Raw genomic sequence first — 15,126 nt, 5'->3', positions numbered from 1 at the left:
CCACAGACCGTCTCACCGCACACGTTTGGCATCCCGCATCGCTGGTGTGGTGGCGTTCACGCGAGTATGGCAGTATCAGGCACTCCACACATGTGCGCAGCGGGGTGCGCGGATCTTCACGGATCCGCATGTGGGAGGTCTGGTTCCATCGAACGAGAATTCGATGGAACCGAAAGGGGCCCCGGCTGCGTCTTATTCGGCGTGAAGGGGGTGCAGCTTTCCATGACCTACTCCGATGATCCTCGGGATTCCGTCGACGGTGACGCCGGCGACCCGTGGGCCGTGATGCACGAGTTCACGACCGCACGGTCCCGATCCGGCGGCCTCGGCGTCCGGACCACCGCACAGGGACTGCCCGTTGCGGTCCGTATCGAGCCGTCCGAGCTCGACAAGGACCCGGCGCTGCTCGCCGGTGACATCCTTCGGCTGTGTCAGCAGGCGGCGATGTCCGCCGGTATCCGACTTCGGGAGAACCTCCTGGCCTCCGGCATCGACCGTGACCTCGTGCAGGAGATGCAGCTGCCGCGTCCGGACGATCTCGCGCGAGCCGAATGGCGCGACGACGAGGAAGCCGACGCACCCGCGTCGTGGTTGCAGCGATGAACTGGGCAATGGACGAACTCGAGGCGCGCGCGCAGCGTCAGCTCGACGGCCTGCACGATTACCAGGAGAAGTTGCGTGCCATCACGGTGCGTGAGACGTCCGCCGACGGACTGGTCACCGCGGAGGTGGACGGAAAGGGCGCGCTCGTCGATCTGCGATTCGCCCACGGCGCCAACGAACTCGGCGCGAGCCGCCTCGCCGACCAGGTTGTGACGACCGCCGCCCTGGCCGCGCAGAAGGTCTACGCCCGGATCGCCGCGGTGACCGAGGAGTTCAACGAATCGTTCGGCGACATGCTGGCCGCTCGTCCGGCCGAATGACGGACCCGGCCGATACAAGATCGTTCCATCAGACTGACAACCACGAGGGGGTTCGAGAATGACGAACGTCAAGGTGACGCCGGAGGTGCTCGAGGGCTTCGCCGCCACGAATGCCGCGATGGCGACCGCCGTCGGTACCGCGGGGTCCATCGACGCCGCGGCCAACACCGCGGCGATGGTTCCCGTCTTCGGACTCATCGGTCAGGAGTTCCTCGCCGCGTTCATCGCGGCGCAGGCCAGTCACCTGATGTCGGTGGGACAACTCGCCGCCGTACACGCCGCCACGGCCGCGTCGACTGCCGCGGGCCTCGCCGAGTTCGAGGGCACTGACGCCTCGAGCGCCGCGGCGATCCGCTCGGTGCTGTGACGGTCCCACCGCCGATGCCGGCACCACTGCCGGGTATCCCGGATGTGCCGGCGCTGAATCACATGACGGTCCAACAGATGATCGAGGCGACGCCCCTCGGGCCGATCCTGGACCGAACCGTCGCCGACGTGCTCGGCGGGATGGGGCTGCCGCCGCTTCCTGTCCTGCCGCCGCTGCCGCCGATGCCGGGCCTGCCTCCGCTGCAACCGCCGAATCTCGACATGTTCATCAAACCCATGACCGATCTGCTGGGCGGATTCGGCACGGGTGATCTCTCCGGCGGGGGCTTCGATCCGACGATCATCTTCGAGAGCCTCACCAAGGTGCTCGAGACATCGATGACGATGGGGCAGAGTGCCCTCAAGCTCGCCGATCAGCTGTGGACCGGGCAGGGCGCGGTCAGCGCCGGCGCCAAGACCGCCGAGGCAGGGGCCAACAGCTCGGCTCTGGCGACGCAGGGATCGGGGATCTCGCTGGACACCAAGACCGCCGCCGCGATCGTCGCCAAAGGACTCGCGGTGGTGCAGGGGATCATTGCGGCCACCATCGCGAAGATCACCAGTATGGCGGTCCCGATGATGATGACACCGGCAGTCGGTGCGGGTTTCGCGGCCGCGGCCGGATTCGCCTCCATCGGACTGTCTCAGGCGACCGCCGCGGTCGCAGTCACACGGGCGGAGCTACTCGGCCCGACAACCGCGATGGCGGTGAACGGGGCGCCGGTCGCGGTCACCGGTGCACCCACCGCCGGCGCCGGACAATCTCCGTTCACGCTGGCGAGCTCGATTCTCGACGTCGTGTCGCCGGCCATGTCCACGGCCACCGAACTGCCGACCTCCCTCATGCAACCGATCAGCAAGATGCTGAACGTCGACCACGAGTCGTCCGCCGTTGTCCCGGCAGCGCTGACACCGAAAGCCAAAGGCGGCGGTGGCGGCGGTGGGGGAGGCGGTGGCGGTGGTGGCGGCGGCATCGGCGGCGTCGGCGGAGTCATGACGCCGCTCAGCGCTTCTCGCCCGACCGTCCCGACGAACTTCTCGCTCTCCGAACCCGCGCTCGGCGGCGCGTCGAGCGCCCGGCCGATGACGGCGACGCCCGCGGCGATGCCGATGGGCGGTGCCCCGATGGGCGCGGCCGGAGCCCGCGGCGCGGGCGCGTCGGACGATCAGCACGCCGTACCCGACTATCTCGTCACCGAGGACAACGGCCGCCGCGTGGTCGGCGACTCGCCGGAGGTCGCGCCGGCGGTCATCGGCTACGAGGAAGCTGCCGAGAGCGATCCGAGTCCGGACATCGAACTCCGACTGGGTGTGCCCGGTCCGAAACGAAACGAGGAAGTATGAGCAGCTCGCAACTCCGCGTCGAACCCGCCGAATTGATCTCGGCGGCAAGCGACCTCGACCGGATCGCGGATCGTCTGGAACTGGCGCTCACCGGCGCCGGCCGCTCGCTGACGGTCGCGGCGCAGGGCCGCGACGAGGTGTCGGCCGCGGCCGCGGCGAGTTTCAGTGCGGTTGCCGCGAGTTTCGAAAAGGACACCGCGACCGGCGTTCTCGAGATGCGGAAGATCGCGGCCGTGCTGCGTGCACAGGCTGCCGGCTTCATCGAGGGCGACGCCGAGGCGTCGGACGCCTTCCGAGTGGCGCTGTAGGCGTCGTCAGAACCACCCGCTCAGCAACGTCGCTCGCCACCGACATCGCACCGGCGCCCGAAGGGAGGCACTCGTGATCGGTTTCACCGGAGTCAACTGGGACGCACGTCCGACCGAACAACTGGCCGCCGACCTTGGTGCCGGCCCGGGCCCCGCACCGTTGGCGGAGGCCGGTATGGCGTGGGCGGCCCTCGCGACCGAGATCGGGGAGGCCGGGGTCGAATTCACCGCGGTACTGGCACGCCTCGGCGTGCACTGGCAGTCCGCGCACTCCAGTGCGGCATTCGAGAAGCTCACACGGCTGGCACCGTGGTTCGCCGAAGTCGCGTCCGAGGCGGTCGAGAATGCCGCGCGTGCCGAATCCCAGGCCGCGGCAATCACCGTCGCACGCCTGAACATGCCCGACCTCGCCGAGGTCGACGTCGTCGAGAAGCTCCACACGATTGCCACCACGGCCACCGCGATCGCTCCCATCATCGCCGGGGCAGCCGCCCAGGCCGAGCGTGCGGTCGCGCACCAACGCATGCGCGCCGCACGCGTGATGCAGACCTATGAGAGTGCCACCGAACCGGTCGCCACGCCATGGAAATCGGCGCGGCCGGCACCGGGGCTCGTGTCCGGTGACGCACTCGCGGCCGAACAGGCGGCGGCGACGCGCGAGTCGGCACCACCTCCGGCTCCGGTGTCCACCGCGCCGCCGATCGCCGCGATGCCCGTGGGCGTCGGGGGAGTGTTCACACCACCGCCCGAGAAGCTGAGGTACGCACCGACGATCGTGGCCGGCGTCCAACCGCAGGTGGCCACGACGACTCCCGGCGGCGCACCGGTAACGTCGGCACCCGGCTCGGGTCCCGGCGTGCCACCGCCCGTGGCCCCGGGCGTCGCGACCGCGGACCGCGGGGCGGTCGTCCGCACGATCAGCGCGGACGCCGCCGATCTCGACTCGCCTGACGAGTCGACGTCCTCGGCAACCGAATCCACCGAACAGGGGGCCACGTGGGCCGACCTGGCCACGTCGGATCGCCCTGCCGCGCACTATGTCTCGGCCCCGGACAGGGGCGGCCACGCCGACGTCGATCCGCGATATCTGTCGGAGACACTGATGCTCGGCGCCCCGGGTGAACACCGATGATGCCCGTGACGTACGACGCCGGGATGGCGTTCGACGCCGCGATTCTGCGTAGGCTCGGCGAACGTTTCGGAGTCCAGACCTGGCCGGTCGTCCTCGACCTCGGCGACCTCGGCGAGGTTCCCGGCGCCGACACGGAATCCGGCGCACTCGCCGAAGCCGAAGCCGAAGCCGAAGCCGACGCAGACGCAGACGCAGACGCGACGATCGCGTCGCTCGACCTCGTCGAGCACGGTGAACCGACCCCGTGGGCCTCCACGGTGCTGCGCGTGCTGGCACAACCGCAGCGCGAGATCGAGATCCGTTCCTACTCCGACGGGTTCGTCCGACGAATCTGTCTGGCGCGCAACGGTCACGACCACGTACTCGCGGCGCGGACCGGCTCTCGCGTCGACGTCACGGTCGTCGATGTCCCGGACGTCGACGCGCTCGCGACTGCCGTTCGAGCGCAATTCGCCTCATCCGGATCCGACGAGGCGTCGCCGGCCGACTTCACAGCCTTCTCGGCTCCGTCCGCCGATGTCGTCGACAGGCTCGGACGGTGCCGGACCGGCGTCGAGACGACCGACGCCCTGCACGCGCTGGGCGCCAACCCGGCCGACGCCGCCATCGTGTCGGCCGCCTTCGCGTCCTGCCGGACGCGCACCGAGATCGTCGCCTCGATGAACGAGGATGGACGATTCGCTCAATCTTCTGGAGCTGTGGCAATTTTCGACACCGAACGGGGTCGAATCGTGTCCAGTCCCAGCAAGTCCCCGGACGGTCGGGTGTGGACCACCTTCTCGCCGGGAACGGGTCATCGAATCGCACAGGCGATCAGCCTGTTGATAGAGACCCTGCCCGACGGGAAATGGATGCCATGATCCGCATCGGGGGATTCCGCGGAACAGACCGCCGCGGGAATCAACTGTCAGGGGTATCTGTGTCACGGATACCAACGGGGGCATCGCCAAACGGTGCCGTTACACAGGAGGAGCACTCATGCTGAACTTGCCCGGAGCAGGCGGCGGCGCCGGCGTCACCGTGAACGTCGCGGACGGACAGGCCACCGCAGCCAAGGTAGGCAGTCTTGTCGAGGACATGAAGGCTGTCATCAATCAGATCGCCCAGCACGCCGGCAATGCGACGCCGACATGGCAGGGCTCGGCCGGTGTCGCGTTCGACGGTACGCACACCGACTGGAACAAGGCCGCGCTGACGATGAACCAGCTGCTCGAACAGATCAAGACCCAGCTCACCAACGGCTTCGCCGGATACGAGGACCAGGACGCGGCGGCGGCGCGCGGACTGAACACCAGCGTCTGACACCGGCCCGCATCCCGCACTTCACGTTCTGCGAAAGGAACCACCATGAACGGCTCGATCAACTACGACTTCGCCGCTCTCGGCGATCTCAGCGGCGGCCTCCGGGCTGCCTTCACCCGGCTCGAGGACCTCAACACCCAGCTGAAGGCGCAGGTCGCCGCACTCGACGGAAACTGGAACTCGCAGCAGGCGAAAGCCGCCTACGTCGACGCGCAGGGCGCATTCGATCGGATCTTCACCCAGTCCCGTGACTCGCTGACCTCGCTCGAGCATGGTGTCACCAACGCCAGCCGCGTCATGCAGGACACCGACGCCGCGATCGGCACGGGTTTCCGCGGTCTCGTCTGATCGACGGACCATCCCACCGCTCGACGCCGGACGGGGATCCCACCGGGCACCACGCCCGTGGGGTCCCCGTTCGCGTTCGGGCGCGTCGAGCGCCAACCCCCACGCGGGCCCCGAGTCGTGCGATAGCGTCAGCACCTACAGGTTTCGGGACGCCATGTCCCGGGCTACGCAGATCTCGACGAGGAGGTAGCGGTGGCATCTGCCAACACCGTCGGAGGTGGTCGGGAGCAGTTCACCCGCAACTCCGGCTTCATCTTCGCCGCAATCGGTTCCGCGGTAGGGCTCGGCAACATCTGGCGGTTCCCGGGCGTCGCCTACGAGAGCGGCGGCGGCGCATTCCTCATTCCGTACCTGGTCGCCCTGCTCACCGCAGGTATCCCTGTCCTGTTCCTGGATTACGCGGTCGGACACCGCTTCCGCGGAACGGCACCACTCTCCTTCCGCCGGATCAGGAAGCCGGTCGAGACGTTGGGCTGGTTTCAGACCGGTCTGCTGTTCGTCATCGGTGTCTACTACGCGGCGGTCATCGCCTGGGCCGCCAGCTACTTCTTCTTCTCGTTCAACCAGAGCTGGGGCGACGACCCGGCGACCTTCTTCACCCAGGACTACCTCAAGGTGGGGGATCCGGGGATCTCGACGACCATCGTCGGGGGCGTCGCGTTACCGCTCGTCGTCGTTTGGCTCGCGGTGCTCGCGGTTCTGCTGCTCGGCGTCGCCAACGGAATCGAGAAGGTGAACATCGTCTTCATTCCGCTGCTGTTCGTCGGATTCGCCGGTCTGGTCATCCGCGCGATCACCCTGCCCGGTGCGGCCGATGGGCTCAACGCGCTCTTCACCCCGCAATGGGATGCCCTCAAGGATCTCGACGTCTGGATTGCGGCGTACAGCCAGATCTTCTTCTCGCTGTCCATCGCGTTCGGGATCATGATCGCCTACGCGTCGTTCCAGCGCCGACGGGCGAACATGACCAGCTCGGGGCTGGTCGTCGCGTTCGCGAACTCGTCGTTCGAGATCCTTGCCGGCATCGGAGTGTTCTCCGCGCTGGGCTTCCTCGCGTATCAGCAGCAGGTGGCGGTGTCGGACCTCGAGGGGCTGACGGGGCCGATCCTGTCGTTCGTCACGTTTCCTGCAGTGATCTCCGAGATGCCCGGAGCTGCGTTCTTCGGTGCCCTGTTCTTCGGGTCCCTTGTCGTCGCGGGCTTCACGTCGCTGATCTCCCTCATGATCGGCGTGTCCGGAGCCCTCCAGGACAAATGGGGGATCAGTCGTACCAAGGCCGCGGTCGGAGTGTCGAGCGTTTGCGGCCTGATCTCGATCGCGCTGTTCTCGACGACCTCGGGACTCATCGCTCTCGACACGGTCGACATGTTCGCCAACAACGTCGGTGTCGTCGCGTCCGCGATCATGATGACGGTCATCCTGGTCTGGGTGCTGCGTCAGGGAGACATGTTGCGTCAGCACCTGAATGCGGTGTCGACGTTCAAGGTGGGCAAGATCTGGCTCGCGCTCGTCGGGGTGGTCGCCCCGATCTTCCTGACGATCATGCTGGTCCAGAAGGTCTGGTCGGTCATCGACGAAGGTTATGAGGGTTATCCCACCTGGTATCTCGGCGTCTTCGGATGGGGGACGATCGCGTTGGTCGTCGTCGCGGCGGTGATTCTGACCCTGCCGTCGTGGAAGGGTCGTGATCAACCGGACTTCCTGCCCTGGCCGCCACTGTCCGATGCGGGTCGCGCGGGCGGCCCGACCACGAAGGAGACCGTCCGATGAGCGGAATCGCCATCGTCATGCTCATCGTGTCGATCACCATCGTGTGGGGTGGTCTCGTCGCGAGCATCGTGTTCCTGCGGCGCCGGCCCGAGGTCGAGGGGCTGGCGGAGGACCCGGACATCATCCGGGAGGACGACGAGCGTGCGACGCGGCCCCACCCCTCTCGCGACACCTGAGCTCTGACGCCCCTGCCCCTCGGAACCCCCAGGTCGTTCCGATAGCCTGGAGCGAACGCATACGCGCCTGCATCGCCGGGCGCCCGACGCGAACGACAAGGGGATCAGATGACGACTGCTCAGGACGAGCTGAAGGCCGACAGCCGCAACGGAATCGACTACAAGGTGGCCGACCTGTCCCTCGCGGACTTCGGCCGCAAGGAGATCGAGCTCGCCGAGCACGAGATGCCCGGACTCATGGCACTGCGTCGCGAGTACGCAGACGTGTTGCCGCTGAAGGGGGCTCGCATCTCCGGCTCGCTGCACATGACCGTGCAGACCGCCGTTCTCATCGAGACCCTGACCGCGCTCGGTGCGGAGGTTCGCTGGGCGTCGTGCAACATCTTCTCCACCCAGGACCATGCCGCCGCGGCGATCGTGGTCGGCCCCAACGGCACCCCGGAGGAGCCGAAGGGTGTACCGGTCTTCGCCTGGAAGGGCGAGACCCTGGAGGAGTACTGGTGGGCGGCCGAGGAGATGCTGACCTGGCCCGGTGAGCCGGCGAACATGATCCTCGACGACGGCGGTGACGCGACGATGCTCGTGCTGCGCGGCGCCGAGTTCGAGAAGGCCGGCGTGGTCCCGCCCGCGGAAGACGATCACCCGGCCGAGTACAAGGTGTTCCTCGAACTGCTGCGCAAGCGATTCGAGACCGACAAGGGCAAGTGGACCGCGATCTCCGAATCGGTCCAGGGAGTCACCGAGGAGACCACCACAGGCGTCCTGCGGTTGTACCAGTTCGCCGCCGCCGGCGACCTCGCGTTCCCCGCGATCAACGTCAACGACTCGGTCACCAAGTCGAAGTTCGACAACAAGTACGGCACCCGTCACTCGCTGATCGACGGCATCAACCGCGGTACCGATGTCCTCATCGGCGGCAAGAAGGTGCTGATCTGCGGCTACGGCGACGTGGGCAAGGGATGCGCCGAGTCGCTCGCCGGCCAGGGCGCCCGTGTCCAGGTCACCGAGATCGACCCGATCAACGCGCTGCAGGCGCTCATGGACGGCTTCGACGTCGTCACCGTCGAGGATGCGATCGGCAACGCCGACATCGTCATCACCTCGACCGGCAACCTGGGCGTCATCACCCTCGAGCACATGCGAGCGATGAAGCACCAGGCGATCCTCGGCAACATCGGTCACTTCGACAACGAGATCGACATGGCCGGACTCGAGCGGTCGGGCGCCAAGCGCATCACCGTCAAGCCGCAGGTCGATCAGTGGATCTTCGAGAACGGCAAGTCGATCATCGTGCTGTCCGAGGGGCGACTGCTCAACCTCGGCAATGCGACCGGCCATCCGTCGTTCGTGATGAGCAACAGCTTCTCGAATCAGGTCATCGCCCAGATCGAGCTGTGGACCAAGAACGACGAATACGACAACGAGGTCTACCGACTGCCCAAGCATCTCGACGAGAAGGTCGCGCGGATCCACGTCGAGGCGCTCGGCGGCAAGCTCACCAAGCTCACCAAGGAGCAGGCCGAGTACATCAATGTCGATGTCGAGGGTCCGTACAAGCCCGAGCACTACCGCTACTGATTCAGTAGCTAGAAAGGGAGCCCCACCGTGCCGGTGGGGCTCCCTTTTCGGTTCGGTGCCGACAACCGAGGCGGCGATCGAGGTGCCGGTGATCAGGTACCGATGATTCAGGCGCCGATGTCGGGTTCGGCGTCGGGGCAGTAGATCCACGAACCCTGCTCCTTGAGGAACCGCTCCTTCGACTTCTCCGAAGCCGTTCTCCCCGTGCCCTTCTCGAGGTGGGATACGACCTCGGACTGGGCGACGTCGCCGTCGAAGACCGTGTCGAGGAACCCGTCGAGGACGATGTCTCCGCCGTCCGAGGGTGGTGCACCGGTGATCCGGTCCCGAGACTGGGTGCACACCGCGGCGCGCATGCGGCCGACGTCGCGCGCGTTGCGGGCGGTGATGTAGGCGAGGAGGGCCGCGCGGATCTCCGTCAGCGCGGCGGAATCGGCCGACTCCGGCTCCGACCCGGTCCCGCTCGGGGACGGGTCGCTCGACGTCGAGGTCGGGTCCGACGACCGGGTCGAAGCGCCGGCGACCACGGAGTCGTCCGACGACGACCTGGTCACGACGACGGTCACCACCAGTGCGATCACCGCCACCACCGCGACGCCGCCGAGCACCCACGCGACGATCACGCCGGTGTTGCGGGGAGGCCGCGGCGGAGGCCCGGGCGGGCCGCCGAAGCTAGTGCCCCCGGGCCCGTGCGGGCCGTACTGTCCGGGTACGAACGGGGGACGGCCATACGAGGCGCCGGGAGGCGGCACCGGTCCGCGGCCGGGTGGGCCGTACCCACCGGGTCCCGGTGGACCGGGGTGGCGACGTCCGAAGCCCTGCTGACCCGGACCCTGCTGACCTGAACCCTGCTGACCCGGCCCCTGCCGCCCGGGGCCTCGCGGACCGTACGGCGGCGGTCCGCCACCGGGTGGAGGTGGCTGATAGGTCATCGAACGCCTTCCGAAATCGTTGGCCCAAGGCTATCGAAACGGTGCGGCGAGAGCATCGACCGTGTCATTCGGTCGGTGCCGTCCGGCCGGTGCCGAGATCATCGGCCAAGTCGTCGATGTTCTCTCCGTCGAACCGGTACCAGGGCGACATCCAGGCGGAGTCGGCGAGCTCGCGGTAGACGGCGTCGACGCGGCGCTGGAGTGCGTCGTCGCGTTCGTAGGCGTCCCGGGCGCGAGTGGCGTCCTGCTCGGCGCGCGCCGCGGCGCGGCTCATCGCCACCTCCGGTGAGACGCCGAGCAGCACCTGGCGGTCGGGGACGGGCATGCCGAATCTCCCGAACTCCAGATCGACGACCCAGCGCACCACCTCACCGCCGGCGTCCTGCCCGAGCCGCGCCGCGTTGTAGGCGGCGTTGGAAGCGACATAGCGGTCGAGGATCACGATGTCGTGGGTTTCGGTGGCGGCACGGATGTCGTCGGCCGCGCCTGCCCGGTCGAGGGCGAACAGCAAGGCCATCGCGTACACGCTGTCGCGGAGGTCACCGTGCGAACCGTGGAGGGCTTCGGCGGCGATGTCGGCGGTCGCGGACCGGCCGTAGCGCGGAAAGGTGAATGTCGCGACCCGCAGCCGGGCCGTCGACCACCGGTCGATCAGACCGGTGACCAGAGTGTTCTTGCCGGCGCCGTCGAGTCCTTCGACGGCTATCAAATGACCCACGCGGGGGAGTCTAGGTGCGAGTGACCAATCGGGTCAGAAGGCCGGTCCCGGCGCGTCGATCACCACGGTTTCATCACGGTGATGTCACCATTGACAACATGAAGCCCCGCATCCTTGTCGTCGACGACGACGCCGCGCTCGCCGAGATGCTGACGATCGTGCTGCGCGGAGAGGGTTTCGAGCCCTTCGTGGTGGGCGACGGGACGCAGGCCCTGACCGCCGTCCGGGAGATCCGTCCGGACCTCGTGCTCCTCGACCTCATGCTGCCCGGCATGAACGGCATCGACGTGTGCCGGGTGCTGCGCGCCGATTCCGGTGTACCGATCGTGATGCTGACCGCGAAGTCCGACACCGTCGACGTCGTGCTGGGCCTCGAGTCCGGCGCCGACGACTACATGGTGAAGCCGTTCAAGCCGAAGGAACTGGTGGCCCGGGTGCGTGCTCGACTGCGCCGGACCGACGAGGAACCAGCCGAATTGCTGTCCATCGGACCGGTGGAGATCGACGTGCCCGCGCACAAGGTCACCCGCGACGGTGTGCCGATCTCGCTGACCCCTCTCGAGTTCGACCTGCTCGTCGCCCTCGCCCGCAAACCGCGGCAGGTGTTCACGCGCGATGTCCTCCTGGAACAGGTGTGGGGATACCGGCATCCGGCGGACACTAGACTCGTCAACGTGCATGTCCAGCGGTTACGCGCCAAGGTCGAAACCGACCCGGAGAACCCCGAGGTCGTCCTGACGGTGAGGGGGGTCGGCTACAAGGCCGGCCCGCCGTGATCGGGCGATCTCGACGACGGGTCAACAGCACTCTCGGACGCTTCACCCGCACCGCCGGCGCTGTCGGACGTGCCTTCGGGCACATCTGGCGGCGCTCGCTGCAGTTGCGGGTCGTGGTGTCCACGTTGGTGCTGTCGGTCGTCGTGCTCCTCATCCTCGGCTTCGTCCTGGTTTCCCAGATCACCGACCGGTTGCTCGACGTCAAGCTGGCGGCGGCGACCGAGGAGATCGATCGCGCCCGCATCTCCGTGGAACGTGATCTCTCGAGCGGCGCGGGCAACATGTCGGTACAGAACCGCCTGCGCCAGACTCGATCACTGCTCACCGACCGGGATGCCGACACCGGCCAGGCGTCGGGCACTGTCGGCGCCTTCGACACCGTGCTCCTGGTTCCGGGTGGCTCGGACAACGGGGTCGCCAGCGGGGTCGGACCGACCGCCGAAGTGCCGTCGAACCTGCGCGACATGGTGCGCGGCGGGCAGGTGGCCTACCAGTACACCCAGGTCCCCGACGGGACGGGTGGGAGGGCGCCGGCACTGATCGTCGGCAGCCCCACGAACGCCTCGGTGCCCGGCCTCGAGCTGTATCTCGTGTTTCCGCTGACCGCCGAACAGAACACGCTCGATCTCGTCCGCGGGACGTTGCTGACCGGCAGCATCGTGCTGCTCGGGCTCCTCGCCGCGATCGCCTGGCTGGTCTCGCGGCAGGTCGTCATCCCGGTGCGTTCGGCCTCCCGGATCGCGGTGCGCTTCGCCGACGGGCGGCTCAAGGAACGAATGCCGGTTCGCGGCGAGGACGACATGGCACGCCTGGCCATGTCGTTCAACGACATGGCCGAGAGCCTGTCCAAGCAGATCACCCACCTCGAGGAGTTCGGCGGTCTGCAGCGCCAGTTCACCTCCGACGTCAGTCACGAGCTGCGCACCCCGCTGACGACGGTGCGGATGGCCTCCGACGTGCTCTACGAGGGCCGAGACGAACTCGACCCGGTCCGTAAGCGCTCGGTGGAGCTGCTCGACAAGGAACTCGATCGATTCGAGACGCTGCTCAACGAGCTGCTCGAGATCTCCCGCCACGACGCCGGTATGGCCGAACTGGCCGCCGAGCGAATGGACATGGCGATCCCGATCGACGGTGCGTTGGCCACGGTCGGCCATCTCGCCGAGGAGACCGGCACCGAGCTCATCCTCGACCTCCCGGCCGAACCGGTCCTGGCCGAGATCGACCCGCGTCGCGTCGAGCGCATCCTGCGCAACCTACTTGCCAACGCCATCGACCACGGTGAGCGGAAACCGGTCACGCTCACCATGCGTTCGGATGGTGACGCGGTGGCGATCACCGTGCGCGACCAGGGCATCGGCCTGCGTCCGGGGGAGGAGAAGCTGGTGTTCAACCGGTTCTGGCGTTCCGACCCGTCCCGGTTCCGACGCTCGGGCGGTACCGGGCTCGGGTTGGCCATCAGCATCGAGGACGCCCGCCTGCATCAGGGTCGGCTCGAGGCGTGGGGCGAGCCGGGCAAGGGTGCGTGCTTCCGCCTGACCCTGCCGCTCGTGCGCGGTCACAAGGTCCTCGGCTCGCCGTTGCCACTCAAGTCGGTGGGCACTGTGCAACGCACGTCCACCCCGAAGGCCGGCGGGCGCGCTCCGGCCGGCCCGGGAGTGGGTGCCGAATGACCCGGTCATCCCGCGGCGTTCTCGCGGTGGCACTGGCCGTCGCGGCGCTGCTCCTGTTCGCCGCATGCGGTGCGATCCCCAACGACTCCTCACCGCAGCCCATCAAGTCGTTCGAGCGGGAGGGCGCGACCAACGCGGTCCCGGTGCCACAGTCCGACATGGATCCCGAGGCGCTGGTGCGGGCCTTCCTCAAGTCCACCGTCGACCCCGATTCGGCGCATCGCGCGGCACGGGCGTTTCTCACCCCGGTCGCGTCCCAGCAGTGGGACGACCGCGGGGACGCGCTGATCGTCGACGAGATCAACACCTTTGTCGACCAGCGCAACGAGGACTCGGTGCGGATGCGGTTGATCGGCGACAACGTCGGGACCCTCAAGTCCGACGGCCAGCTGCTGCCCGCCTCGGGGCGCGTGGAGACCAGCATCAGCCTCACCCGCTCGGGCGACCAGTGGCGGATCGACGGGCCGCTGCCGAACGGCACGATGATCGACCGCGACCAGTTCGACAACACCTACCGCCCGGTGTCGCTGTACTTCAGCGACCGCACGGGGCGCCGGCTGGTGCCCGACCCGCGCTGGCTCTACGCCGGACAGGCCACCGACCCGACCGTCCTGATGAACCGGCTGATCGCCGGTCCCGCGTCGGATCTCGCGGCGGCCGTGGACAGCGGCTTCCCCAACGACGCCGCACTGCGGGGCCCGGTGGTGGGCCTGGCCGGCGGCGGGGTACGGGTGGACCTCGACGGCATCGGGAGCGCGCCGACCCGGGACCGGACCGTGCTCGCGGCACAGATCATCTGGACCCTCGACGGCGCCGACATCTCAGGGCCGTACGTCATCGACGCCGACGGCGCCCCGCTGGCCGCCGAGCGCGCCTCGGGTTGGCAGACCGCCGACGTGCGCGCCTTCGACCCGAACTCCGTGCCGGCGACCGACGTCGGGCTCAACATCGTCGCCGGCGGAGCCTTGCGCGCGGTGACCGACACCGCGACCGTGGCCGTCCAGGGGCCGTTGGGGGCCGCACGCGACGTGCGTTCGGCGACCATCTCCGACACCGGGGTACGGGTTGCCGCGGTCCGTGGCCCGTCCGGTCCCGACCGCAGGCTCGAGTTGGTGATCGGCGACTACGGCGGCGACGTCGGACCGATCGTGGGTGGCTCCTCCATCACCCGGCCGTCGTTCGGTGCCGACGAGAACACCGTCTGGGTCGTCGTCGACGGCAGGCCGGTCCAGTGGCAACGCGACGACGACGGCACCCAGACGGTGCCCGTCGAGGCATCGTCGATCCCGACGGTGGCGCGCGGGGCGATCACCGAGATGCAGGTGGCACCGGACGGTGTGCGGGCCGCGCTGGTGGTCGGCGGCCAGATCGTCTTCGCCGTTCTGTCGACCAACGCCGAGGGCCAGGTATCGCTGACGAGCCCGCGGATCGCGGCCTACAACATCGGCAATCGCGCGGTCTCGGTGGACTGGGCGTCGCCGACGACGCTGATGATCGCGCGGGAGGCGCCGGAATCGCCGGTCGTCCAGCTGTCGATCGACGGCACCCCGGCGGTGGGTCTGCTGAGCGGGAACGTGTCGCCGCCGGTGCGGGCGGTGGTCGCCAACACGTCCACGATCTACGTGGGCGATCAACGTGGGGTGCTCCGGCTCGGCAGCAGCAACGGACAACCCGACCAGTACTGGACCGAGGTCGAGCCGGCGATGATCGAGGGCGCGATCCCGGTCCTGCCCTGAGGCGCGCGTCGCCCCCCCAGCGCGGATCCATGTCAGGTGGCGCT

Annotated in this window: 17 protein-coding genes; 15 read left to right on the top strand and 2 right to left on the bottom strand. The window is 68.3% G+C overall.

The annotated features are described in order from the left end of the window. The first annotated feature begins 222 nt into the window (after positions 1 to 222). The 12 genes from KTR9_RS19445 to ahcY all read left to right on the top strand — a co-directional run bounded on the left by KTR9_RS19445 (position 223) and on the right by ahcY (position 9,247). A complete protein-coding gene (locus KTR9_RS19445; protein ID WP_010842187.1) occupies positions 223 to 603 on the top strand; it encodes a hypothetical protein in 381 nt (126 codons plus the stop codon). 8 nt (positions 604 to 611) lie between these two features. After that, positions 612 to 923 carry a YbaB/EbfC family nucleoid-associated protein gene (locus tag KTR9_RS19440; RefSeq protein WP_014927796.1) on the top strand — a complete coding sequence of 104 codons (312 nt, stop codon included), beginning with the start codon at positions 612 to 614 and terminating at the stop codon, positions 921 to 923. A 58-nt stretch (positions 924 to 981) separates the two neighbouring features. Beyond that, positions 982 to 1,290, top strand: a complete 309-nt coding sequence (locus KTR9_RS19435) for a type VII secretion target (RefSeq protein ID WP_014927795.1) — start codon at positions 982 to 984, stop codon at positions 1,288 to 1,290. Positions 1,291 to 1,304: 14 nt separating this feature from the next. Further along, entirely contained in the window at positions 1,305 to 2,633 is a 1,329-nt protein-coding gene (locus KTR9_RS27625) for a hypothetical protein (RefSeq protein WP_014927794.1), read from the top strand. Continuing rightward, positions 2,630 to 2,941: a PE domain-containing protein gene (locus tag KTR9_RS19425; protein WP_014927793.1), complete on the top strand. Its 312-nt coding sequence runs from the start codon at positions 2,630 to 2,632 to the stop codon at positions 2,939 to 2,941. The genes KTR9_RS27625 and KTR9_RS19425 overlap by 4 nt, the downstream gene beginning before the upstream one ends. A gap of 73 nt (positions 2,942 to 3,014) precedes the next feature. Beyond that, positions 3,015 to 4,073, top strand: a complete 1,059-nt coding sequence (locus KTR9_RS19420; protein ID WP_014927792.1) for a PPE domain-containing protein — start codon at positions 3,015 to 3,017, stop codon at positions 4,071 to 4,073. Then, a complete protein-coding gene (locus tag KTR9_RS19415) occupies positions 4,070 to 4,933 on the top strand; it encodes an ESX secretion-associated protein EspG (protein ID WP_014927791.1) in 864 nt (287 codons plus the stop codon). Before KTR9_RS19420 ends, KTR9_RS19415 begins: the two co-directional genes overlap by 4 nt. A 118-nt stretch (positions 4,934 to 5,051) precedes the next feature. Further along, a complete protein-coding gene (locus KTR9_RS19410; protein ID WP_014927790.1) occupies positions 5,052 to 5,375 on the top strand; it encodes a WXG100 family type VII secretion target in 324 nt (107 codons plus the stop codon). 45 nt (positions 5,376 to 5,420) lie between these two features. Next, positions 5,421 to 5,723: a WXG100 family type VII secretion target gene (locus tag KTR9_RS19405; protein ID WP_010842179.1), complete on the top strand. Its 303-nt coding sequence runs from the start codon at positions 5,421 to 5,423 to the stop codon at positions 5,721 to 5,723. Between the two features lie 192 nt (positions 5,724 to 5,915). Next, positions 5,916 to 7,493, top strand: coding sequence for a sodium-dependent transporter (locus KTR9_RS19400; RefSeq protein ID WP_014927789.1), 1,578 nt, complete (start codon positions 5,916 to 5,918; stop codon positions 7,491 to 7,493). Continuing rightward, on the top strand, positions 7,490 to 7,669 hold the full coding sequence (locus KTR9_RS19395; protein ID WP_014927788.1) for a methionine/alanine import family NSS transporter small subunit: 180 nt from the start codon (positions 7,490 to 7,492) through the stop codon (positions 7,667 to 7,669). The genes KTR9_RS19400 and KTR9_RS19395 overlap by 4 nt, the downstream gene beginning before the upstream one ends. A 108-nt stretch (positions 7,670 to 7,777) precedes the next feature. Next, a complete protein-coding gene (gene ahcY / locus KTR9_RS19390; RefSeq protein ID WP_014927787.1) occupies positions 7,778 to 9,247 on the top strand; it encodes an adenosylhomocysteinase in 1,470 nt (489 codons plus the stop codon). A 107-nt stretch (positions 9,248 to 9,354) separates the two neighbouring features. Here the strand turns inward: ahcY and KTR9_RS27750 are convergent, their stop codons facing one another. Continuing rightward, positions 9,355 to 10,179, bottom strand: a complete 825-nt coding sequence (locus tag KTR9_RS27750; protein WP_044507115.1) for a hypothetical protein — start codon at positions 10,177 to 10,179, stop codon at positions 9,355 to 9,357. A 64-nt stretch (positions 10,180 to 10,243) separates the two neighbouring features. Next, positions 10,244 to 10,897: a dTMP kinase gene (locus KTR9_RS19380; protein WP_014927785.1), complete on the bottom strand. Its 654-nt coding sequence runs from the start codon at positions 10,895 to 10,897 to the stop codon at positions 10,244 to 10,246. Between the two features lie 89 nt (positions 10,898 to 10,986). Here KTR9_RS19380 and mtrA point away from each other — a divergent pair, with 89 nt between their 5' ends. From mtrA to lpqB, 3 genes are read left to right on the top strand one after another with little or no spacing between them, the layout of a single operon-like run. Beyond that, on the top strand, positions 10,987 to 11,673 hold the full coding sequence (gene mtrA / locus KTR9_RS19375; RefSeq protein ID WP_091344371.1) for an MtrAB system response regulator MtrA: 687 nt from the start codon (positions 10,987 to 10,989) through the stop codon (positions 11,671 to 11,673). After that, on the top strand, positions 11,670 to 13,346 hold the full coding sequence (gene mtrB, locus KTR9_RS19370) for an MtrAB system histidine kinase MtrB (protein WP_014927784.1): 1,677 nt from the start codon (positions 11,670 to 11,672) through the stop codon (positions 13,344 to 13,346). The genes mtrA and mtrB overlap by 4 nt, the downstream gene beginning before the upstream one ends. Beyond that, entirely contained in the window at positions 13,343 to 15,082 is a 1,740-nt protein-coding gene (gene lpqB / locus KTR9_RS19365) for an MtrAB system accessory lipoprotein LpqB (protein ID WP_014927783.1), read from the top strand. Before mtrB ends, lpqB begins: the two co-directional genes overlap by 4 nt. Positions 15,083 to 15,126 lie beyond the last annotated feature (44 nt).

It is taken from the genome of Gordonia sp. KTR9 (assembly GCF_000143885.2).
GTDB lineage: Bacteria > Actinomycetota > Actinomycetes > Mycobacteriales > Mycobacteriaceae > Gordonia.
Note: the sequence above shows the minus strand (reverse complement) of the source record. Positions and strands in the feature narration are given on the sequence as shown.